Here is a 19,773-nt window from a genome sequence, read left to right as displayed (position 1 = left end):
CCCCTGCGTAGGTATGCTTCCGGCATGACGCGTTGCATCGTACTCCTTGCCGCCCTGTGGCTGGCCGTCGGCAGCCCGGCAGCGCAGGCGCGCACGATGACGGCGCGGATCGACCGGGTGGACACCGCGGTGGCGACCCTGTGGCAGGTGCGCGTGCGCCTGGACTGGCCGGCGAATGCCGCGCACGGCGAGTTGCGCCTGGAGGCGGCGCGGGTCGAGGCGCCGGCGCTGGGCTACCGCTTCCGCGATCTCGCCTGGCGCTGCCCGCTGTCGCGCGGCGCCGAGGGCCGGTGGCGCTGCGACGGCGAAGTGCGCAGCGGCCGCGCTGCGCCCCTGCGGCTGGCCGTCGACCTGGGACCGGTGGCGACCGATGCCGTGCTGGCGCAGGGACCGGCGCGGATCGGTCTGCGGCGCAGCGCCGCCGCGCCCGACGAGACCGCGATCGATCTCACCCGCGTGCCGCTGGCCTGGGCGCAGGCGCTGCTGAGCCAAGGGTGGGAAGCGGGCCGCCTGAACGCCGGCACCCTCGATGGCGGAATCGCGGTGCAGGCGCCAGGGGAGGGGCCGCTGCGGATCGAAGGCGAGCTGCGGCTGGCCGCGGCCGCGTTCGACACCGCCGACGCCAGCATCGCCGGCGAGGATGTCGGCGCACGCGTCGGAATCGACTACCGCCGGCTCGGCGACACCGACCTGGTGGCGCTCGATGCCGAGCTGCGCGGCGGCGAACTGCTGTTCGGCAATGCCTACCTGGACCTGCCTGACGCGCCGGTTCCGCTGCGCATCGACGCGATCCGGGAAGGGCCCGGCGCCGGCTGGCGACTGCCGTCGTTCGAATGGCGCGACGGCGCCGCGCTGCACGCACACGGGTCGGCGGCGCTCGATGCGGAGGGCGGCCTGCGCGAACTGGACGTCGCGTTGCGCAGCGACGACGCATCGCTGCTGCCGGCGCGCTACCTGTCCGGCTGGCTGGCGCTGGGCGGCCTCGCCGGCCTGCAGCTGGACGGCGCGCTGGGCGTGCAGCTGCGCGTCTTCGATGATCGCCTGCAGGCTCTGGATGCGCGGTTGCAGGCACTGGACCTGCGCGACGGCGGCGGCCGCTTCCGCTTCGATGGTCTCGACGGCGATTTGCGTTTCGCCGGCGAGGCTGAGGTCGACAGCGAGCTGCGCTGGCGCGGCGGTGCCCTGCGCGAGATCGGATTCGGCCCGGCGCGGCTGCCGTTCCGCGCCCGCCGAGGCGAGCTGCGCACGCGCGAGCAGGTCGAGGTGGACATGCTCGGCGGCCGGCTGCGCTTCGACGGCTTCGCCCTGCGTCCGCCGGGCGACGGCGAAGGCCTGCGGCTGCGGTTCGGCCTGGCGGTGGAGGCGCTCGAGGTCGCGCGGCTGGCCGAATCGCTGGACTGGCCGGCGTTCGGCGGCACGCTCAGTGGCGAGATCCCGCAGGTGCGGTACGCCGACGAGCGCCTCGACTTCGACGGCGGGCTGTCGGTGCGCGTGTTCGACGGCAGGGTCGATGTCTCGGCGCTGTCGATGGAACGCCCGTTCGGCGTCGCGCCCACGTTGTCGGCCGACCTCGCCGTGCGCGACCTGGACCTGCTCGCGATCACCCGCGTGTTCGATTTCGGCAGCATCAGCGGCCGGCTGTCCGGCCGCGTCGACGGGCTGCGCCTGGTCGACTGGCGGCTGTCCTCGTTCGATGCCGCCCTGTACACCGGCCGCCGCCCGGGCGTGCGCCAGCGCATCAGCCAGCGCGCGGTCCAGAACATCTCCAGCGTCGGCGACGCCTCGTTCGTCGGCAGCCTGCAGGGGCAGCTGATCGGCCTGTTCGACGACTTCGGCTACACCCGCATCGGCATCACCTGCCGGCTCGCCAACGAGGTCTGCCGCATGGGCGGCCTGCGTTCATCCGGCAACGCCTTTACTATCGTCGAGGGCGCCGGACTGCCGCGGCTGCAGGTGGTGGGCCACAACCGCGACGTCGACTGGCCGACCCTGGTCGAGCGCGTGGCCGCCGTGGCCGGCGGCGATGTCGCGCCGGTGGTGGAGTGAGCGGGGATCTCTTCGTGGCGGCAGCAGCGGTCGGGATGCCCGCAAAAACGGTTACGCTTCCATTCGCCGTTCACGCGTCACGCGCACCGAGTTGAGTCATCGAGGAGACACGACATGAAGCACTGGTTGGGAATGCCGATCGCCGCCGCGCTGGTGCTGAGCGCCTGCGTGACCATCAACGTGTACTTCCCCGCCGCCGAGGCGCGCGAGGCGGCGCGCGAGTTCGTCGACAACGTGATCGGCGAGCAGGGGGCGAAGCAGGAGGACGTCGAGCCGTTTCCCGGTGAGCCGGGCGGCATGGCCCGCGCGCCGGCCGCGTTCCACCCGCTGATGCTGGTCGGCATCTCGCCGGCCCATGCGCAGGGCCAGCCGGACATCACCATCAAGACCCCGGCGATCGAAACGATCCGCGCGCGCATGCGCGACCGCTTCCGCGGCACGCTGCGCCCGCACTTCGAATCCGGTGCGCTGGGCTTCGGCAACGACGGTACGGTGTCGGTGCGCGACGCCGGCAAGATCCCGCTGTCCGAGCGCGTCAAGGTGAACCAGGCCGTGGCCGACCAGAACCGCGACGCGCGCGCGGTGTACAGGGAAATCGCGGTCGCCAACGGTCACCCCGAGTGGGAGGGCCAGATCCGCGACGTGTTCGCGCGGCAGTGGGCCGAGCGCGCGAGCAGCGGCTGGTGGGTGCAGGACGCGAACGGCAACTGGAGGCAGAAGTAGCGCAGCGAGCGGATGCCCCTTTGTAGAGCCGAGCCTGCTCGGCTGCTTTTCAGGCCGGCACCGCGAACACGGCAGCGGAGCGAGCTCCGCTCGACGGCATGCGGGGGCACGGTCCGGTGGCGGCATCTGCGACAATAGCCGGCTTTCCGCCCGCAGCCCGACGCCACGTGGCCCGAATCGACCAGACCCCGTTCGAACTCGACATCGTCGACCTCAGCCACGACGGCCGCGGCGTCGCCCGCCGCGAGGGCGGCAAGACCGTGTTCGTGTCCGGCGCGCTGCCGGGCGAGCGGGTCATGGCGAAGCAGACCCGGCGTTCGCGCAGTTTCGACGAGGCGGTGACGCTGGAAGTCCTGCAGCCTTCCGCCGATCGCGTGGCGCCGCGCTGCCCGCATTTCGGCACCTGCGGCGGCTGCGTGCTGCAGCACCTGGCCGAGGACCGGCAGATCGCGGCCAAGCAGAGGGTGCTGCTGGAGAACTTCGAGCGGATCGGCCACGTCGCCCCGGAGGCGGTGCTGCCGCCGCTCACCGATGCCGCCTGGGGCTACCGGCGCAAGGGCCGGTTCTCGGTGCGCCGGGTGGAGAAGAAGGACAAGACCCTGGTCGGCTTCCGCGAGCAGGATCCGCGCTTCGTCGCCGACCTGTCGCAATGCCACACCGTGATCCCGCGGATCGGCGACGGCATCGAGGCGCTGTCGCGGCTGGTCGACGGGCTCGAGGCGCGGCGCGAGATCCCGCAGATCGAGTTCATCGCCGGCGACGACACGGTCGCGCTGGTGTTCCGCCATCTCGCGCCGCTGTCGGAGGCCGATCGCGATGCGCTGGCCGCCTTCGCGCGGGCGCACGGGTTCGCGGTCTTCCTGCAGCCGGGCGGCGTGGATTCGGTGCATGCGCTGTGGCCGGAGGCGCCGCCGCTGTCGTTCCGGCTGGCGCCCTGGGGCGTGGAACTGCTGTTCCGGCCGCTCGACTTCATCCAGGTCAACGCCGGCCTCAACGAGAAGATGATCGCGCGCGCGCTGGCGTTGCTGGACGTGCAGCACGGCGAGCGCGTGCTGGATCTGTTCTGCGGCCTGGGCAACTTCACCCTGCCGCTGGCGCGCGTGGCCGGCGAGGCGGTGGGGGTGGAGGGCGAGGCCGGGCTGGTGGCGCGGGCGCGCGAGAACGCCGTGCACAACGGCCTGGAGAACGCGCGCTTCTTCGCCGCCGATCTCGCCCAGGACCTGTCCGGGCACCCGTGGATGCGGCAGGGCTTCGACCGCCTGCTGCTGGATCCGCCGCGCTCCGGCGCCGACGGCGTGCTGCGGCAACTGCCGCTCAAGGGGTTGAAGCGCATCGTCTACGTCAGCTGTCATCCCGCCTCGCTGGCGCGCGACGCCGGCTACCTGGTCAACGAGCGCGGCTGGAAGCTGCGCAGCGCCGGCGTGATGGACATGTTCCCGCACACCGCGCACGTCGAATCGATCGCGATGCTCGAGCCCTGAGGGGCCGTGTTCGCGGGGTCGCGACTCCCGTCGCTGCCACAAAGGCAAGGCGGGTCGCTCCCGTAACAGCTGGTCGATGCTGGGAACGATCCGGCCAGCATCGCTCTTGTGGGAGCGACGGAAGTCGCGACCGGAGTGTCGGCGCCGATGCCGCCGGATGGTCCCGTTCGCGAAGCCGCGACTCCCCGGCAGGGGCATGTTTCCGCCGCTCCCACGAGAGCGAAAAGCGCACCATTCACGCGCCGCCGCGCCGCGCCATTACAATCGCCCTCCGACCGCGAAGGAATTCACCATGCTCGTCATCGGCATTGCCGGACGCGAACTCACGGCGCAGGAGCGCGACTGGCTGCAGCACGATGCCTGCGCCGGCGTGATCCTGTTCACCCGCAACTTCGCCTCCCGCGAGCAGGTCGCGGAACTGTCCGCGGCGATCCGCGCGGCCGCGCCGCGACCGCAGCTGATCTGCGTCGACCAGGAAGGCGGCCGCGTGCAGCGCTTCCGCGAAGGCTACAGCGCGTTGCCGCCGCTCGATGTCTTCGGCCGCCATCACGCGCAGGACCCGCGGGGCGCGTTGGCGGCCGCGCGCGAGCACGCCTGGCTCATGGCCAGCGAGGTGCGCGCCAGCGGCGTCGACCTCAGCTTCGCGCCCGTGGTCGACCTGGGGCGCGGCAACCTGGCCATCGGCGATCGCGCCTTCGCCGCGGATCCGGAGGTCGTCGCCGATTTCACCCGCGCCTACGTCGAGGGCATGCACTCGGCCGGCATGGCGGCTACGCTCAAGCACTTTCCCGGGCACGGGTCGGTGCGCGAGGACACGCACTTCGACGCCGCGATCGACCAGCGCCCGCTGGAAGTGCTGCGTAGCGAGGACCTTGTGCCCTTCGTCGCCGGCATCGAAGCCGGCGCCGATGCGGTGATGCTGGCGCACGTGACCTATCCGCAGGTGGCGCCGGAGCCCGCCGGTTATTCGCCGCGCTGGATCAACGGCATCCTGCGCGACGAGATGGGCTTCCGCGGCGTGGTGTTCTCCGACGACATCGGCATGGCCGCCGCGCACTCGGCGGGCGGCGTCAAGGCGCGCGTCGACGCCCACCTGGACGCCGGCTGCGACGTGGTGCTGGTCTGCCACCCGGAACTGGTGGAGGAGTCGCTGGCCGCGGTGGAGGGCCGCCGCCTCAACACCATGGCGCTGGCCGGCCTGGTCGGGCGCGGCGCGCTCGGCTGGGACGGCCTGCTCGCCGATGGCCGCTACGGCAGCGCGCGCGCCGACCTCGGCGGCCAGCGGGAGCGGCAGGCATGACCCCGCGCCTGGCCGACGCCCTGCGCGACGCGGAACTGATCCACGACCGGGCGACGCTGGACGCCGCGATCGCGCGCATGGCCGCGGAGATCCACGCCGACTACCGCGACGACGACCTGCCGCCGCTGTTCGTCACCGTCATGCACGGCGGCCTGCCGTTCGCGGCGCAGCTCGCCTTCGCGCTCGGCGAGCTCGGCCTCGATCTCGAGTTCGACTACCTGCACGCCACCCGCTACCGCGGCCAGACCACCGGCTCGGGCCTGGCCTGGCTGCACCGTCCGGCCACGCCGATGCGCGATCGTCGCGTGCTGCTGGTCGACGACATCCTCGACGAGGGCCACACCCTGCACGCGGTCACCCGCTGGTGCGAGGACCAGAACGCCGAGGACGTGCGCACGGCCGTGCTCGCGGTGAAGCTGCACGACCGCGGGCTGGAGGACATCGAGGCCGACTACGTCGGGGTGGAGGTGCCGGACCGCTACGTGTTCGGCTACGGCATGGACTACCACGAGCAGGGCCGGAACCTGCCGGCGATCTACGCGCTGGTGGAATAGCGGCAAATGAAATGAAGGCAGCCCCCGACATCGCGCTGGCCGTCATCGGCGGCACCGGCCTCTATCGTCTCGCCGAGCTCGAAGACGTCGATAGCCACCAGCCGCCGACGCAGTACGGCGCGCTGTCCGGACCGGTGCGCGTCGGCACCTTGGCCGGCCGGCGGGTCGCGTTCCTGGCGCGCCACGGCGAGGGGCATTCGGTGCCGCCGCACAGGATCAACTACCGCGCCAATCTCGCCGCGCTGCAGGCATTGGGCGCGCGGCGGGTGCTGGCGCTCAATACCGTCGGCGGCATCGGCGAACGCTTCGGGCCGCGGGTGCTGGCGTGTCCGGACCAGCTGATCGACTACACCTGGGGCCGGATCTCGACGCTGTGCGAAGAACCCGGCACCGAGGTGCTGCACGTGGACTTCGGCGACCCGTACACACCGGCATTGCGCGCCGAGGTATTGGCGGCGGCGCGTGCGGCGGGCGTGGCGATGGTCGACGGCGGCTGCTACGGCGCGACCCAGGGCCCACGCCTGGAAACGCGCGCGGAGATTGCGCGCTTGCGCCGCGACGGCTGCGACCTGGTCGGCATGACCGGCATGCCCGAAGCCGGGCTGGCGCGCGAACTCGGCCTGGACTATGCCTGCATCGCCATCGTCGCCAACTGGGCAGCGGGATGCGGAGATGCAACCGAGATCACATTTCGAGAGGTGCTGGACAACGTCGAGGCCGCGTCGTCGGCGCTGCCGCCATTGCTGCGGATGCTGCTGCAACCGCAGCGGTGATTGCATGTTACCGCGGTTGCTTTGCATACTCGGGCCGCGTGCCCGCTTCGGGGACTCGTGGCGGCGTGCGCACCGGCATCCAGACAAGGTGGAAGGTTTATGCAATACGGCACAGTGAAGTGGTTCAACGACGCCAAGGGTTTCGGCTTCATCGCTCCCGAGGACGGCGGTTCCGACGTCTTCGTCCATTACTCCGCGATCGATTCGCAGGGCTTCAAGAGCCTGCAGGAAGGTCAGCGCGTCAGCTACGAGGTCACCCAGGGGCCGAAGGGCGCGCAGGCGACAGGCGTCACCCCGGTCGCCTGACCGGAAACCTCGCAGATTTCTGCCGGCCCCGCGCATTGCGCGGGGCTTTTTCGTGAGGGTTGCGCATGCATGTCGGTATCGTCGGTTACGGCAGCGCCGGTCAGGCCGCGGCGCTGATGTTGAGCCGCGACGGACACCGCGTCGAGGTGTTCGAGCGCGTGCCGGAGCCGGGTCCGGTCGGTGCGGGGTTCCTGCTGCAGCCGGTCGGCCTGGAGGCCCTGTGGGAACTCGGGCTGCTCGAACCCGCGCTGTCGCACGGTGCGCGCATCTCCCGGCTCTATGGCGAAACCGCCCGCGGCCGACCGGTCATGGACATGCGCTACGGCGAACTGGCCCCGGCGTTGTTCGGGCTCGGCATGCAGCGCGCGGCGCTGTTCTCGCTGCTGGATGCGGCCTGGCAGGACGGACGCGTGCTGCATGCCGGTCGCGCGATCGTCGCGCTCGATCCGGAGCGCGCGGAGGTGACCGACGCCGGCGGGCGCCGGCATGGTCCGTTCGACCTGCTGGTCGTCGCCGACGGCGCCGCTTCCGGGCTGCGCGGCCGGGTGCGGGCCGCGCGCATGGACCGCGCCTATCCGTGGGGCGCGCAGTGGTGCCTGGTGCCCGGGCAGGACTGGCGCTGGCCGGACGAACTGCGCCAGCGCTACGTGCGCGCCCGGCGCATGGCGGGCATGCTGCCGGTGGGCAGCCGGCCCGGCGACCCGGTGCGACGGCTGAGCTTCTTCTGGAGCACGCCGGCGTCGGCGTTCGACGATGGCCAGTGGCAGGGCGAGGCGGCCTGGCGCCGGGAGGTCGCCGACGTCTGGCCGGAGGCCGCCGAGATCCTGCAGGCGACGCCGCTGCCGGCGGGACTGGCGCAGGCACGCTACCGCGACACCGTCCACCGCCGCTGGTTTCGCGGCCGGACGGTGCTGATCGGCGACGCCGCGCACGCGATGAGTCCGCAGCTGGGGCAGGGCGTGAACATGGCGCTGCTCGATGCGCGCGCCCTGCGCGATGCGTTGCGCGAACGCCGCGATGTCGCTCCCGCGCTGGCGCTGTTCGAGCAGCGCCGGCGCGCGCACGTCGACGTCTATCACTTCTGGAGCCGCTGGCTGACACCGCTGTTCCAGTCGCATCACGACCGCGTCGCAGCGATACGCGACGTGGGCTTTCATCCGCTGACCCGGATACCGGGGCTGCGCGCGCAGAGCCTGCGCGTGCTGACCGGCACGCGCCGCGGCTGGTTCGGCCGGCTGCCACTGTCGGCGCCGTTCCGGCAGCGGCTGGCGCAGCTGGCCGATGAGGAAAACGCACCGGACGCGCCGGACGCGGGCGCGCTGGGCGCGCCCTGACCGCGTCTTCGCCCCGGGGCCTCTAGAATCGCGGGCAGACACAGCGGAGGCCGGCCATGGCAGCCATTTCATCGCATGCGACCGAAGCGGCCCTGAACCAGCCGCCCGAATTCGCGCCCTGCGATCTCTGGGCAACGGACGTCGCGCTGCGCGAGGCGGTGGCGCGCGAAGGCGGGGAGGCGTTCGAGGCGGACCTGGCCGCCTACGGCGAACGCGCCGGCGACGAGCTCTACGCGCTCGGCTTCGACGCCAATCGCGACCGTCCGCGCCTGCGCACCCACGACCGCTTCGGCCAGCGCATCGACCGGGTCGAATTCCACCCGAACTACCACGCGGTGATGCGTGCGGCGATCGGGCACGGCGTGGCGGCGATCTCGTGGTCGGACCCGCGGCCCGGCGCGCACGTCGCGCGTGCCGCATTGATCTATCTGCACCACCAGGTCGAAGCCGGTACCAATTGCCCGCTGACCATGACCCACGCCGCGGTGCCGGTACTGCGGCGCGCGCCGGCGCTGGCGGAATGGGCGCAGAAGGCGATCGCGGCCGCCTACGATCCGGACGACGCGCCGATCGCCGGCAAGCGCGGCGTCACCGTCGGCATGGGCATGACCGAGAAGCAGGGCGGCAGCGACGTGCGCGCCAACCTCACCCGCGCCACGCCGCTGATCGCCGACGGCGAATACGCGCTGTCGGGACACAAGTGGTTCTTTTCCGCGCCGATGTCCGACGGCTTCCTGGTGCTGGCGCAGGCGCCTTGCGGTCTCAGCTGCTTCCTGCTGCCGCGCTGGCGGCCCGACGGCACCCGCAACGCGTTCCGGCTGCTGCGGCTCAAGGACAAGCTCGGCGACTGGTCCAATGCCTCCAGCGAGGTCGAGTTCGACGACGCCTGGGCGTACCGGATCGGCGACGAGGGCCGCGGCGTGGCCACCATCATCGAGATGGTGATGCTGACGCGGCTGGACTGCATGCTCGGCTCGGCCGCGGAAATGCGCATGGCGCTGGCGCAGGCGATCCACCATGCGCGCCATCGCGCCACCTTCGGCAAGCGCCTGGTGGAGCATCCGCTGATGCGCAACGTGCTGGCGGACCTGGCGCTCGAGTCGGAGGCCGCGCTCGCGCTGTCGCTGCGCGTCGCGCGCGCCGTCGACGCCGCGCCGCGCGACGCCGGCGAGGCCGCCTTCGCCCGCATCGCCACCGCGATCGGCAAGTACTGGATCTGCAAGCGCGCGCCGGCCTTCGTCAACGAGGCCCAGGAGTGCCTGGGCGGCAACGGCTACGTCGAGGAATCGATCCTGCCGCGGCTGTACCGGCAGGCGCCGCTGAACTCGATCTGGGAGGGCAGCGGCAACATCCAGTGCCTGGACGTGCTGCGCGCGCTGGCGCGCGAGCCGGCGAGCGGCGCGGCGGTGCTGGCCGAACTCGATGCCGCGCGCGGGCGCGAACCGGCGCTCGACGCCATCGCCGACGGGCTGCGCGAGACCCTGGCCGATCCGGCGAACACGCACGAATCCGGCGCCCGCCTGCTGGTGGAACGCCTGGCGCTGGCGCTGCAGGCGGCGTTGCTGCTGCGCGCCGGCAGCCCGGCCGCGGAAGGTTTCTGCCGCAGCCGCCTGGGCGGCGGGCACGGACTGGCGTTCGGCACCCTTCCCGCGGACGTCGACTTCGGCGCCTTGATCGATCGCGCGGCCGCTTCTTGATCGCTCCTGCGAAGAATGTTCGGGTGCGGCAGAATGCAGCGCCGTTCGGGCACTCCGCCTCGAACGCCGGCAGCCAGATGCCCGCCGACACCCGTCCTCCCGCCATCGCCCTCATGGGCCCGACGGCCTCCGGCAAGACCGCGCTGGCGCTGGCGTGGGCGCAGCGCCATGGCGGCGAGATCGTCAGCGTCGACTCCGCGCTGGTGTACCGCGGCCTGGAGATAGGCGCGGCCAAGCCGGGCGCCGAAGAGCGCGCGCGGGTGCCGCACCATCTGCTCGACCTGCGCGATCCGTGGCAGACGTACTCGGCCGCGGAGTTCGCCGAGGACGCGCGCGCGGCGATCGCCGACATCGTCGCGCGCGGCCGGCTGCCGATCCTCGCGGGCGGCACCGGGCTGTATTTCCGCGCCCTGCTGCAGGGGCTGTCGCCGATGCCGCCGGCCGATCCCGCGACGCGCGCCGGAATCGCGGCCGAGGCGCAGGCACGCGGTTGGCCGGCCCTGCATGCGGCATTGGCCGAGGTCGATCCCGAAGCGGCGGCGCGCATCGGGTCGACCGATCCGCAGCGCATCCAGCGCGCGCTGGAGGTGTATCGGCTCAGCGGCCGTCCGATCAGTGCGTGGCAGCGCGCCGCCGCGCCGCCGCGCCTGCCCTGCCGGGTGCTGAAGCTGGCGATCGCACCGGACGACCGCGCCGACCTGCACGGGCGGATCGAGCATCGTCTCGACGCCATGCTCGCGGCCGGTTTCCTCGACGAAGTACGCGCCCTGCGCGCGCTGCCGCAGTTGCGGGCGCATCCGCGGCCGCTCGAGCTGCCGGCGATCCGCGCGGTCGGCTACCGGCAGGCGTGGGAGCACCTGGATGGCGCCGGCAGTGCCGCCGAGTTCCGGGACCGCGCGATCTTCGCGACCCGGCAGCTCGCCAAGCGCCAGTACACCTGGTTGCGGGGCGAGCGCGACCTGCGCTGGTTCGACCCGGCGCGCGACGGCCAGCGCCTGCAGCGGGCCTTGGATGCGTTCCTGGGAACGCGGTAGCCCCGGTCAACCGGTGCATGCGCAAAAAAACACGATGCCGAGACGATTTCCGCCGCACCGCGCGCAGTGTTCAGCTCCGATTTGTGTAACATCGGCGTGTCGCCGCCACGGGGAGCGGGCAGGCGATGCGGCCGCGGGCCGCCCACAACAATAACCAAGCTGGGGAAACACCATGTCCAAGGGACAGTCCTTGCAGGATCCTTTCCTGAATGCGTTACGGCGCGAGCGTGTGCCGGTTTCGATCTACCTGGTCAACGGCATCAAGCTGCAGGGCACCATCGAATCCTTCGACCAGTTCGTCGTGTTGTTGCGCAACACCGTCAGCCAGATGGTCTACAAGCACGCCATTTCCACCGTGGTGCCGGCGCGCAACGTGCGGGTGGGACCGGGCGGCGGGCACGTGCAGGCGACGCCGGCCGACGGTGCATCGGCCGAGCCGGAGTCAGACGACCACGATTGAGCCGGGCGCCGCCGCCATGGACTCGGTCGGAACTTGATAACGCCGCGAACGGCCCCAGATTCGAGGGTTCCGACCGTGCCCATGGAGGCGCCGACGCGTGTTTGAACGCAGCCGCAAGGGCGAGCATGCCCTGCTGATCCAGCCTCATGCCGGTGGTCCGCCGGACGAGGACGCGCTGGAGGAATTCGCCGACCTCGCCCGTTCCGCCGGCGCCGCCGTGGCGGTGCTGCTGAGCGCGCGCATCGACAAGCCGAACCCGGCCACCCTGATCGGCAGCGGCAAGCTGGAGGAGGTGAAGGCCGCGGCCGACGCCAGCGGCGCCGACCTGATCCTGGTCAACCACCCGCTCAGCCCGGTGCAGGAACGCAACCTGGAGAAGGCCCTGGAGCGGCGCGTGGTCGACCGCACCGGCCTGATCCTCGACATCTTCGCCCAGCGCGCGCGCAGCCACGAGGGCAAGCTGCAGGTCGAACTCGCCCAGCTGCGGCACATGGCCACGCGCCTGGTGCGCGGCTGGACCCACTTGGAACGCCAGCGCGGCGGTTCGATCGGCCTGCGCGGCCCGGGCGAAACCCAGCTCGAGACCGACCGCCGATTGCTGCAGAAGCGCGTCGAGCAGCTGCAGCGGCGGCTGGACAAGGTGGAGGTGCAGCGGACGCAGATGCGCCGCGCGCGCGTGCGCAGCGAGATGCCGCGCGTGGCCCTGGTCGGCTACACCAACGCCGGCAAGTCCACGCTGTTCAACGCCCTCACCGGCGCCGGCGCCTACGCCGCCGACCAACTGTTCGCCACCCTCGATCCGACCGTGCGCAAGATCGCGCTGCCGGGCGGCAACGCGGTGCTGGCCGACACCGTCGGCTTCGTCCGCGACCTGCCGCACGAACTGGTGGCCGCGTTCCGCTCCACCCTGTCGGAGGCGCGCGAGGCCGACCTGCTGCTGCACGTGGTCGACGCCGCCGATCCGCTGCGCGCCGAGCGCATCCGCCAGGTCGACCTGGTGCTGGCCGAGATCGGCGCCGGCGACATCCCGCAGCTGCTGGTGTTCAACAAGATCGATCGGCTGCCGCTGGCGGGCGAGGAGGCCGGCGCCGGGCCCGCCAGCGACGTGCGAGCCGACGGCGACGGCGGCGGGGCGCGTCCGCCGATGGCGCCGCGCCACGATCGCCCGCACGGGGCCGCGGCGGACGAGCCTGGCCGCGAGCGGGTCTGGATCTCGGCCCGCGACGATCTCGGGCTCGACCTGTTGCGCAACGCGCTCACCGCGCACCTGGGGCTGCGCCGGATCGTCGCCGACCTGGCGCTGCCCGCCAGCGCCGGACGCCTGCGTGCGCGCCTGCACGACCTGGACGCCGTGCGCGGAGAGACCCACGACGAGCACGGCTGGCACCTGCATATCGATCTGCCGCATACCGATGCGGCCCGGCTCGCGGCGCAGGACGACGGCGCACCGCTGCGGCCTCTGCTCGGCGGGCCGGCCTGACCTGAGCGGACCTCCGCGGCTCCGGAGCCGCGACTTCCCGACGGCGGCAGCAGCATGCAGTCGCCGCCGCCGCAAGGACATGCCGGCTTGCGAGGGACCGCAGCTGCGAAGCCGTGAGGCAAGCCCGCGGGAGCGACGGAAGCCGCGACGAGCGCCGGCGGAACACGGCCCGCAACCCACGAGCGCTTGCCTTCGGGCACCGGCGGCCACAGATCAGTAGAATGTGCCTCCCGTGCCCGTCCCCGGCGGCCGCGCGGCGCGATCCCAACTGGAGCAGGCATGGCCTGGAACATTCCCGGCAAGAAGAACAACGGCGGCTCGCGCGGCAGCGATCGCAATCCCTGGAAGCCCGGCGGCAGCGGCCGCGGCGGCGGCGGCGGCGGGGCCTTCGACGGCCTGCTCGATTCGCTGCGCGGCCTGTTCGGCGGCGGCGGTGGCGGGCCGTTGCGCTGGATCGGCATCGCCCTGGTGATCTGGCTCGCCTTCAGTTCCTTCACCCTGATCGGCGAACAGCAGCGCGGCGTGGTGCTGCGCTTCGGCCAGGCGGTGCGCGTGATGCAGCCGGGCCCGCATTTCAAGGCGCCGTGGCCGATCGAGCGCGTGGTCAAGGTCAACGCCACCAGCATCCGTACCTTCAGCAACACGGTGCCGGTGCTGACCCGCGACGAGAACATCGTGGTGGTCTCGCTCAACGTGCAGTACCGCGTCGGCGATCCGGAGCTGTTCCTGTTCGGGACCCGCGACGCCGCCCGCGTGCTCGAGCAGGTCGCCCAGGGCGTGGTGCGCGAGCAGGTGGGCCGCTCCGACCTCGACACCGTGCTAGGCGCCCGCGGCCCGCTCTCGGCGCTGGCCGCCAAGCAGCTGCAGGACTCGCTCGACATCTACCGCACCGGCCTGATCGTCACCGAGCTCAACCTGCAGGACGCGCGCCCGCCGGAAGAGGTCAAGCCCGCCTTCGACGCGGTCAACAGCGCGCAGCAGGTGCAGGAAAGCCTGGTCAACGAGGCACGCGCCTATGCCGCCCGGATCGTTCCGGAAGCGCGCGGCGAGGCCGCCCGGACCCGCACCGTGGCCGAGGGCTACAAGACCGCCACCATCGCCCGTGCGACCGGTGACGCCGCCCGGTTCTCGCTGCTGCTCGACGAGTACCGCAATGCCCCCGAGGTCACCCGCAAGCGCCTGTGGCTGGAAACCGTGCAGCAGGTGCTCGCCGGCAACCGCAAGGTGATCGGCGGCGACGGCCGCCAGCTGATCTACGTGCCGATGACCGGGCAGGGCCGCAGCGGCAGCGGCGGCGACGCCAACAACAACAATCCCCCGGTGCTGCCGGCCGAGGTGCTCTCGCCGACGGTCGATGCCACCCGGGACGAGCCGGGCCGGAGCCAGCGCACGCCGCGGCCCACCCGCGGCGAAGGAGGCACGCGATGAGAATCACCACCCTGGTCCCGGTCCTGGTCGTCGTCCTGCTGCTGGGCCTGCTGGGCTCGGTGTACGTGGTGCGCGAAGGCCAGGTCGGCCTGGTGCTGCACCTGGGCCGCGTCGCGCGCACCGACATCGGCCCAGGCCTGCATTTCAAGTGGCCGATGGTCGAGACCGCGCGCGTGTTCGACCGCCGTTTCAACGCGCTCGACTTCTCGCCGGAGCGCTACCTGACTTCGGAGCGAAAGGACGTCAGCGTCGACTTCGTGGCGATCGTCTACATCGAGGACGTCGGCGATTTCTACCGCGCCACCGCCGGTGACGAGGAGAACGCCAGCGACCGCCTGGCGCCGATCATCAAGGACTCGTTGCGCAACGAGATCAACGCCCGCACCCTGACCCAGCTGGTCTCCGGCGACCGCAGCGAAGTGATCGCCCGGCAGCTGCAGTCGATCAACGAGGGCGCCAAGAACCTCGGCATGCGGATCATCGACATCCGCCTCAAGCAGATCGACCTGCCGACCGACAGCGAGGTGATCGGGCAGGTCTACAACCGCATGCGCGCCGAGCGCAACCAGGTGGCCGCGCGCCTGCGCGCCGAGGGCGAGGAGCAGGCCCGGCAGATCCGCGCCACCGCCGACCGCGACCAGGCCGTGATCCTGGCCGAGGCCGAGCGCGACGCGCAGACGCTGCGAGGCGAGGGCGACGCGGAGGCCACCCGCATCTACGGCGAGGCCGCCACCCGCGATCCGTCGTTCTTCGCCTTCCAGCGCAGCCTGGAGGCGTACCGCGAGTCGTTCGACGACGGCGACGCGGTGATCGTGCTCGAGCGCGACGATCCGTTCCTGCAGTACATGCGCAGCGATCGATGAGCGACCTGTGGGCGGCCCTCTGCCTGGTGGCGGTGCTGGAGGGCCTGATGCTGTTCGCCGCTCCCCGCGGCTGGAAGCGCGCCGCCGAGCAGATGCTGGCGATGCCCGACCGCCAGCTGCGCGTCATCGGCGGCATCGTCCTGGCCGCCGGCGTGGTGGGGCTGTACCTGATCCGCGGCAGCTGATCCGCCCCCGGCGCGCTGGTCCCGGCCGCGACTTCCCGGCGGCGACATGTCGTCACTGCCGCTCCCACCGGAGCGAGGCGGTGGTGCCCCGCAAGCTCGACCTGCCTTGTAGGAGTGGCGGCGGCATGCCGCCGCCGGGAGGTCGCGACGCGTCGATAGCGCCAGCCGCTGCCGCGCCTCGGCCACCCAGCGCAAGGGTGGCATTCCCTCAGCAATCCCGGATAATGCACAAAAGCCGGACGGGCCCTTTGCCCGCCGGCTTTTTCCATGCCCAACCAATCGTGATCCACCCCCACAGGAGCGGCCCATGGCCGCGATACCGCGAACCTTTCGCGCCCACTGCACAGGCGCGGCACGGTCCGCTCCTGCACGAACAGCCAGGAGTCCCCCATGGGTCAGTCAGTCGTCGTTCTCGGTGCCCAGTGGGGCGATGAAGGCAAGGGCAAGATCGTCGACCTGCTCACCGAGCGGATCGGCGCCGTGGTGCGCTTCCAGGGCGGCCACAACGCCGGCCACACCCTGGTCATCGGCGGCAAGAAGACCGTGCTGCACCTGATCCCGTCGGGCATCCTGCGCAAGGACGCCCTGTGCCTGATCGGCAACGGCGTGGTGCTCAGCCCCGCCGCGCTGCGCAAGGAGATCGACGAACTCGAGGCCGAAGGCATCGACGTGCGTTCGCGGCTGAAGATCAGCCCGGCCACGCCGCTGATCATGCCGTACCACATCGCGCTCGATCAGGCGCGCGAGAAGGCCGCCGGCGGCGCCGCGATCGGCACCACCGGCCGCGGCATCGGCCCCGCCTATGAGGACAAGGCCGCGCGCCGCGGCATCCGCGTGGCCGACCTGCACTATCCCGAGCAGCTGGCCGAGAAGCTCCGCAGCACCATGGACTACCACAACTTCGTGCTGACGAAGTTCCTCGGCGTCGACGCGGTGGACTACCAGCAGACCCTCGACGAGGCGCTGGCCTTCGGCGAGTACGTGCAGCCGATGAAGTCGGACGTCGCCGGCATCCTCCACGACCTGCGCAAGCAGGGCCAGCGCGTGCTGTTCGAGGGCGCACAGGGCTCGCTGCTCGACATCGACCATGGCACCTATCCCTACGTCACCTCGTCCAACACCACCATCGGCGGCGCGCTCGCCGGCGCCGGTGTGGGCGCGGACGCGATCGACTACGTGCTCGGCATCGCCAAGGCCTACGCCACGCGCGTCGGCGGCGGCCCGTTCCCGACCGAGCTGCACGACGACATCGGCAAGACGATCGCCGAACGCGGCCAGGAGTTCGGCGCCACTACCGGCCGCCCGCGCCGCTGCGGCTGGATCGACCTGGTCGCGCTCAAGCGCGCGGTGGCCATCAACGGCATCAGCGGCCTGTGCATCACCAAGCTCGACGTGCTCGACGGCCTGCCGAGCCTGAAGGTCTGCATCGCCTACCGCTATCGCGGCAAGGAGACCGAGTACGCGCCGCTCGACGCCGCCGGCTGGGACGAGTGCGAGCCGGTGTACCTGGAGTTCCCGGGCTGGCAGGAGAGCACCCATGGCATCACCGAATGGGACCGGCTGCCGCCTGCCGCGCGCGCCTACCTGCGTGCGCTCGAGGAACTGTCGGGCAGCCCGCTGGCGATGGTCAGCACCGGGCCCGACCGCGACGCCAACATCGTGCTGCAGGATCCGTTCGCCTGAGGCGATGCGCATGTGGACGCGGACCCGCCCGGTCCTGGTCCTGGCCGCCATGCCGGCTGCTCGGGGACGGACCCCAGAATCGCCGGCCGTCGCCGCCCGATCGTGAAGATGCCGCATACGTGACGCACGCGCCGCGCTCACTCCGGAGCCGCTAGCCTCGTCGCTCTTCCCATGTCGAGATGGCCGATGAACGCAGACCCGCGCCAAAGCCCGAGCGAGACCGAGCAGGAAGCCCCGGCGGCCGATCGTGAACGCGGCGGCAAGGACATCCTCGAACCGCCCATGTCGCCCCCACCCGGTGCCCGCCGGCCCGATCCGGGCGATCCCGACGAGGAGATCCGCGACTACGAAGGCGACATCAAGGACGACCTCGGCGACAGCGGCTCCGATCAGCGCCGCTGAGGCGCCGGCAATTCGCGGCGCATTGACGCGGGCACGCCGAAGCTTGGTGCTCGACCGGACGCTCGAGGTGCCCGAGCGCGCCGACCGCGACCAGGGGCTCGCCGCAGCCGGAGCGCACGTGATCGCGACGGGCGGGCCGGTCGGAACCCATGCGCAGAAGACAGTGCGCAGAAATAGGCGGAGGAGCGTGCGATGACGAACCGAAGGAAAGACCACTGACGCGAAGCACGGCAGGACACGCGACCGGCCCGGCAGGTGGCGGTTCAGGGCGACGAGGACCAGGCCGAGAGACGACGACCGGACCGACGAGACGGCACCGCGGCAGCCTGAAGACGAACGCGGCAACGACAAGGCCGGCGAGCGGCCCGACAAGGACGCGGATGCGCAGGCCGACGAGTCCGACATCAAGAAGAAGGCGCCGACCGATCTGCCCGGTGCGATGGGCGGCGGGTTGATGGGAGGCTGACGCCGGGCAAGCCGGAACTGTCGAGGTTCCGCGCTTCCTGCCACCGGGACGCAGAGCCGCTCACGGCGGTGCATGGCCGGACAGGCGACAATGGACGGCCCAACTGACCGTCCCCCCTGCCTCCGCCTTGAGACCAGAACGCCTGCTGCCCCTGATCGTCGCGACCGCGTTGTTCATCGAGAACATGGATGCCACGGCGATCTCGACCTCGTTGCCGCAGATCGCGGCGGACCTGGGCGTGGCGCCGGTGGCGCTGAAGCTGGCGTTGACCACCTACATGCTGGCGCTGGCGGTGTTCATCCCGGTCAGCGGCTGGGTGGCGGACCGCTTCGGCGCGCGCCCGACCTTCATGGCGGCGATCGGGGTGTTCCTGCTCGGTTCGCTCGCCTGCGCGGCATCGGGTTCGCTGGGCGAGCTGGTGGCGGCGCGGTTCGTGCAGGGCATGGGCGGGGCGATGATGGTGCCGGTCGGACGCCTGGTCTTGCTGCGCAGCGTGCCCAAGGCCGAGCTGGTGCGCGCGCTGAGCTGGCTGACCATCCCGGCGCTGCTGGGGCCGATGCTGGGGCCGGTACTGGGCGGCTTCATCACCACCTACAGCCACTGGCGTTTCATCTTCCTGATCAACATCCCCATGGGGCTGCTCGGCATCTGGCTGGCGTGGCGGCACATCCCGCTGCTGCGCTCGGCGGTCGGGCCGCTGGACTGGCGCGGGTTCGCGCTGTCGAGCCTGGGACTGGCGCTGACGATCTTCGGCTTCGCCTCGGTGGGCCGGCAATTGGTGAGCACGCCGCTGGCGCTGGGCTGCGCGTTGCTGGGGCTGGTCGCGCTGGCGCTGTACGCGCTGCACGCGCGGCGGCACCCGCATCCGCTGCTGCGGCTGGACCTGTTCCGGCTGTCGACGTTCCGCAACGGCGTGATCGGCGGTTCGCTGTTCCGCATCGGCATCGGCGCCACGCCGTTCCTGCTGCCGCTGATGCTGCAGCTGGGGTTCGGGCTCAACCCGCTGGAATCGGGCCTGATCACGTTCACCTCGGCCGCCGGCGCGATGTTCATGAAGACGGTGGCGCCGGCGATCCTGCGGCGTTTCGGCTTCCGCCGCGTGCTGGTGATCAACGCGCTGATCGCCTCGGCGCTGCTGTGCGGGTTCGGGCTGTTCCGCGCGGACACCCCGTATCCGCTGATGATCGGCGTGCTGCTGGTCAGCGGCTGCTTCCGCTCGCTGCAGTTCACCAGCCTCAACGCGATCGTCTACGCCGACATCGAACCCGAGCGCATGAGCCAGGCCAGCAGCCTGGCGGCGATGGCGCAACAGGCGTCGCTGGCGCTGGGCATCACCGTCGGCGGCTATGCGCTGAGCGTGGCGAGCGCGGCCACCGGCGATCCGATGGGCACGGTGACGAACTTCGGCTTCGCGTTCCTGACGGTGGGGCTGATTTCGGCCAGCTCGGTGCTGGCGATGCTGCGCCTGGCGCCCGACGCCGGCGCCGAGATGTCCGGCCGCGCACGGTCGGGAGAGGAGATGACCGAACCCAAGCCGGTGGCGCGGCCCGGGACCTGA

The 19,773-nt window shown here is 71.7% G+C and carries 18 protein-coding genes; all 18 read left to right on the top strand.

Annotation, left to right across the window (positions count from 1 at the left end; translation table 11 throughout):
• Positions 1-24 precede the first annotated feature (24 nt).
• The 18 genes from U3649_RS16275 to U3649_RS16190 all read left to right on the top strand — a co-directional run bounded on the left by U3649_RS16275 (position 25) and on the right by U3649_RS16190 (position 19,773).
• A complete protein-coding gene (locus U3649_RS16275) occupies positions 25-2,046 on the top strand; it encodes a hypothetical protein (RefSeq protein ID WP_407352342.1) in 2,022 nt (673 codons plus the stop codon).
• Between the two features lie 114 nt (positions 2,047-2,160).
• Complete coding sequence (locus U3649_RS16270; protein ID WP_407352341.1) at positions 2,161-2,769, top strand: YdbL family protein; 609 nt, start codon at positions 2,161-2,163, stop codon at positions 2,767-2,769.
• A 167-nt stretch (positions 2,770-2,936) separates the two neighbouring features.
• Positions 2,937-4,250: a 23S rRNA (uracil(1939)-C(5))-methyltransferase RlmD gene (gene rlmD, locus U3649_RS16265; RefSeq protein WP_407352340.1), complete on the top strand. Its 1,314-nt coding sequence runs from the start codon at positions 2,937-2,939 to the stop codon at positions 4,248-4,250.
• A gap of 292 nt (positions 4,251-4,542) precedes the next feature.
• The gene (gene nagZ, locus U3649_RS16260; RefSeq protein ID WP_407352339.1) at positions 4,543-5,550 is read left to right on the top strand and encodes a beta-N-acetylhexosaminidase; all 1,008 of its coding nucleotides are present in this window, start codon (positions 4,543-4,545) and stop codon (positions 5,548-5,550) included.
• Positions 5,547-6,104 (top strand): hypoxanthine-guanine phosphoribosyltransferase, encoded by a 558-nt coding sequence (locus U3649_RS16255; protein ID WP_407352338.1) that lies wholly within the window; start codon positions 5,547-5,549, stop codon positions 6,102-6,104. Before nagZ ends, U3649_RS16255 begins: the two co-directional genes overlap by 4 nt.
• A gap of 11 nt (positions 6,105-6,115) precedes the next feature.
• Positions 6,116-6,877, top strand: coding sequence for an S-methyl-5'-thioinosine phosphorylase (locus U3649_RS16250; protein ID WP_407352337.1), 762 nt, complete (start codon positions 6,116-6,118; stop codon positions 6,875-6,877).
• 99 nt (positions 6,878-6,976) lie between these two features.
• Positions 6,977-7,183, top strand: a complete 207-nt coding sequence (locus U3649_RS16245; RefSeq protein WP_149194978.1) for a cold-shock protein — start codon at positions 6,977-6,979, stop codon at positions 7,181-7,183.
• 65 nt (positions 7,184-7,248) lie between these two features.
• Positions 7,249-8,517, top strand: a complete 1,269-nt coding sequence (locus U3649_RS16240) for an FAD-dependent oxidoreductase (protein WP_407352336.1) — start codon at positions 7,249-7,251, stop codon at positions 8,515-8,517.
• 56 nt (positions 8,518-8,573) lie between these two features.
• The gene (locus U3649_RS16235; RefSeq protein WP_407352335.1) at positions 8,574-10,214 is read left to right on the top strand and encodes an acyl-CoA dehydrogenase family protein; all 1,641 of its coding nucleotides are present in this window, start codon (positions 8,574-8,576) and stop codon (positions 10,212-10,214) included.
• 77 nt (positions 10,215-10,291) lie between these two features.
• Positions 10,292-11,248: a tRNA (adenosine(37)-N6)-dimethylallyltransferase MiaA gene (gene miaA, locus U3649_RS16230; RefSeq protein ID WP_407354644.1), complete on the top strand. Its 957-nt coding sequence runs from the start codon at positions 10,292-10,294 to the stop codon at positions 11,246-11,248.
• 172 nt (positions 11,249-11,420) lie between these two features.
• On the top strand, positions 11,421-11,708 hold the full coding sequence (hfq, locus tag U3649_RS16225; RefSeq protein ID WP_407352334.1) for an RNA chaperone Hfq: 288 nt from the start codon (positions 11,421-11,423) through the stop codon (positions 11,706-11,708).
• 97 nt (positions 11,709-11,805) lie between these two features.
• The gene (gene hflX / locus U3649_RS16220) at positions 11,806-13,188 is read left to right on the top strand and encodes a ribosome rescue GTPase HflX (RefSeq protein WP_407352333.1); all 1,383 of its coding nucleotides are present in this window, start codon (positions 11,806-11,808) and stop codon (positions 13,186-13,188) included.
• A 279-nt stretch (positions 13,189-13,467) separates the two neighbouring features.
• Positions 13,468-14,616, top strand: a complete 1,149-nt coding sequence (gene hflK, locus U3649_RS16215) for an FtsH protease activity modulator HflK (protein ID WP_407352332.1) — start codon at positions 13,468-13,470, stop codon at positions 14,614-14,616.
• Positions 14,613-15,479 (top strand): protease modulator HflC, encoded by an 867-nt coding sequence (gene hflC / locus U3649_RS16210; RefSeq protein ID WP_407352331.1) that lies wholly within the window; start codon positions 14,613-14,615, stop codon positions 15,477-15,479. Before hflK ends, hflC begins: the two co-directional genes overlap by 4 nt.
• A complete protein-coding gene (locus U3649_RS16205; protein ID WP_407352330.1) occupies positions 15,476-15,664 on the top strand; it encodes a DUF2065 domain-containing protein in 189 nt (62 codons plus the stop codon). The genes hflC and U3649_RS16205 overlap by 4 nt, the downstream gene beginning before the upstream one ends.
• A gap of 390 nt (positions 15,665-16,054) precedes the next feature.
• Positions 16,055-17,347, top strand: a complete 1,293-nt coding sequence (locus U3649_RS16200; protein WP_407352329.1) for an adenylosuccinate synthase — start codon at positions 16,055-16,057, stop codon at positions 17,345-17,347.
• A 186-nt stretch (positions 17,348-17,533) separates the two neighbouring features.
• The gene (locus U3649_RS16195) at positions 17,534-17,749 is read left to right on the top strand and encodes a hypothetical protein (protein WP_407352328.1); all 216 of its coding nucleotides are present in this window, start codon (positions 17,534-17,536) and stop codon (positions 17,747-17,749) included.
• A gap of 593 nt (positions 17,750-18,342) precedes the next feature.
• Entirely contained in the window at positions 18,343-19,773 is a 1,431-nt protein-coding gene (locus U3649_RS16190) for an MFS transporter (protein WP_407352327.1), read from the top strand.

The organism is Luteimonas sp. R10 (genome assembly GCF_045689605.1).
Taxonomy (GTDB): Bacteria; Pseudomonadota; Gammaproteobacteria; order Xanthomonadales; family Xanthomonadaceae; genus Luteimonas.
This window is presented reverse-complemented; position numbering and strand designations above follow the sequence as displayed.

Excerpts from the sequence above, each read along its gene's own strand:
- U3649_RS16275 (WP_407352342.1), top strand. The coding sequence starts at position 25 with ATGACGCGTTGCATCGTACTCCTTGCCGCCCTGTGGCTGGCCGTCGGC.
- U3649_RS16270 (WP_407352341.1), top strand. The coding sequence starts at position 2,161 with ATGAAGCACTGGTTGGGAATGCCGATCGCCGCCGCGCTGGTGCTGAGC.
- nagZ (WP_407352339.1), top strand. The coding sequence starts at position 4,543 with ATGCTCGTCATCGGCATTGCCGGACGCGAACTCACGGCGCAGGAGCGC.
- U3649_RS16255 (WP_407352338.1), top strand. The coding sequence starts at position 5,547 with ATGACCCCGCGCCTGGCCGACGCCCTGCGCGACGCGGAACTGATCCAC.
- U3649_RS16250 (WP_407352337.1), top strand. The coding sequence starts at position 6,116 with ATGAAGGCAGCCCCCGACATCGCGCTGGCCGTCATCGGCGGCACCGGC.
- U3649_RS16245 (WP_149194978.1), top strand. The coding sequence starts at position 6,977 with ATGCAATACGGCACAGTGAAGTGGTTCAACGACGCCAAGGGTTTCGGC.
- U3649_RS16240 (WP_407352336.1), top strand. The coding sequence starts at position 7,249 with ATGCATGTCGGTATCGTCGGTTACGGCAGCGCCGGTCAGGCCGCGGCG.
- U3649_RS16235 (WP_407352335.1), top strand. The coding sequence starts at position 8,574 with ATGGCAGCCATTTCATCGCATGCGACCGAAGCGGCCCTGAACCAGCCG.
- miaA (WP_407354644.1), top strand. The coding sequence starts at position 10,292 with ATGCCCGCCGACACCCGTCCTCCCGCCATCGCCCTCATGGGCCCGACG.
- hfq (WP_407352334.1), top strand. The coding sequence starts at position 11,421 with ATGTCCAAGGGACAGTCCTTGCAGGATCCTTTCCTGAATGCGTTACGG.
- hflK (WP_407352332.1), top strand. The coding sequence starts at position 13,468 with ATGGCCTGGAACATTCCCGGCAAGAAGAACAACGGCGGCTCGCGCGGC.
- hflC (WP_407352331.1), top strand. The coding sequence starts at position 14,613 with ATGAGAATCACCACCCTGGTCCCGGTCCTGGTCGTCGTCCTGCTGCTG.
- U3649_RS16205 (WP_407352330.1), top strand. The coding sequence starts at position 15,476 with ATGAGCGACCTGTGGGCGGCCCTCTGCCTGGTGGCGGTGCTGGAGGGC.
- U3649_RS16200 (WP_407352329.1), top strand. The coding sequence starts at position 16,055 with ATGGGTCAGTCAGTCGTCGTTCTCGGTGCCCAGTGGGGCGATGAAGGC.
- U3649_RS16195 (WP_407352328.1), top strand. The coding sequence starts at position 17,534 with ATGAACGCAGACCCGCGCCAAAGCCCGAGCGAGACCGAGCAGGAAGCC.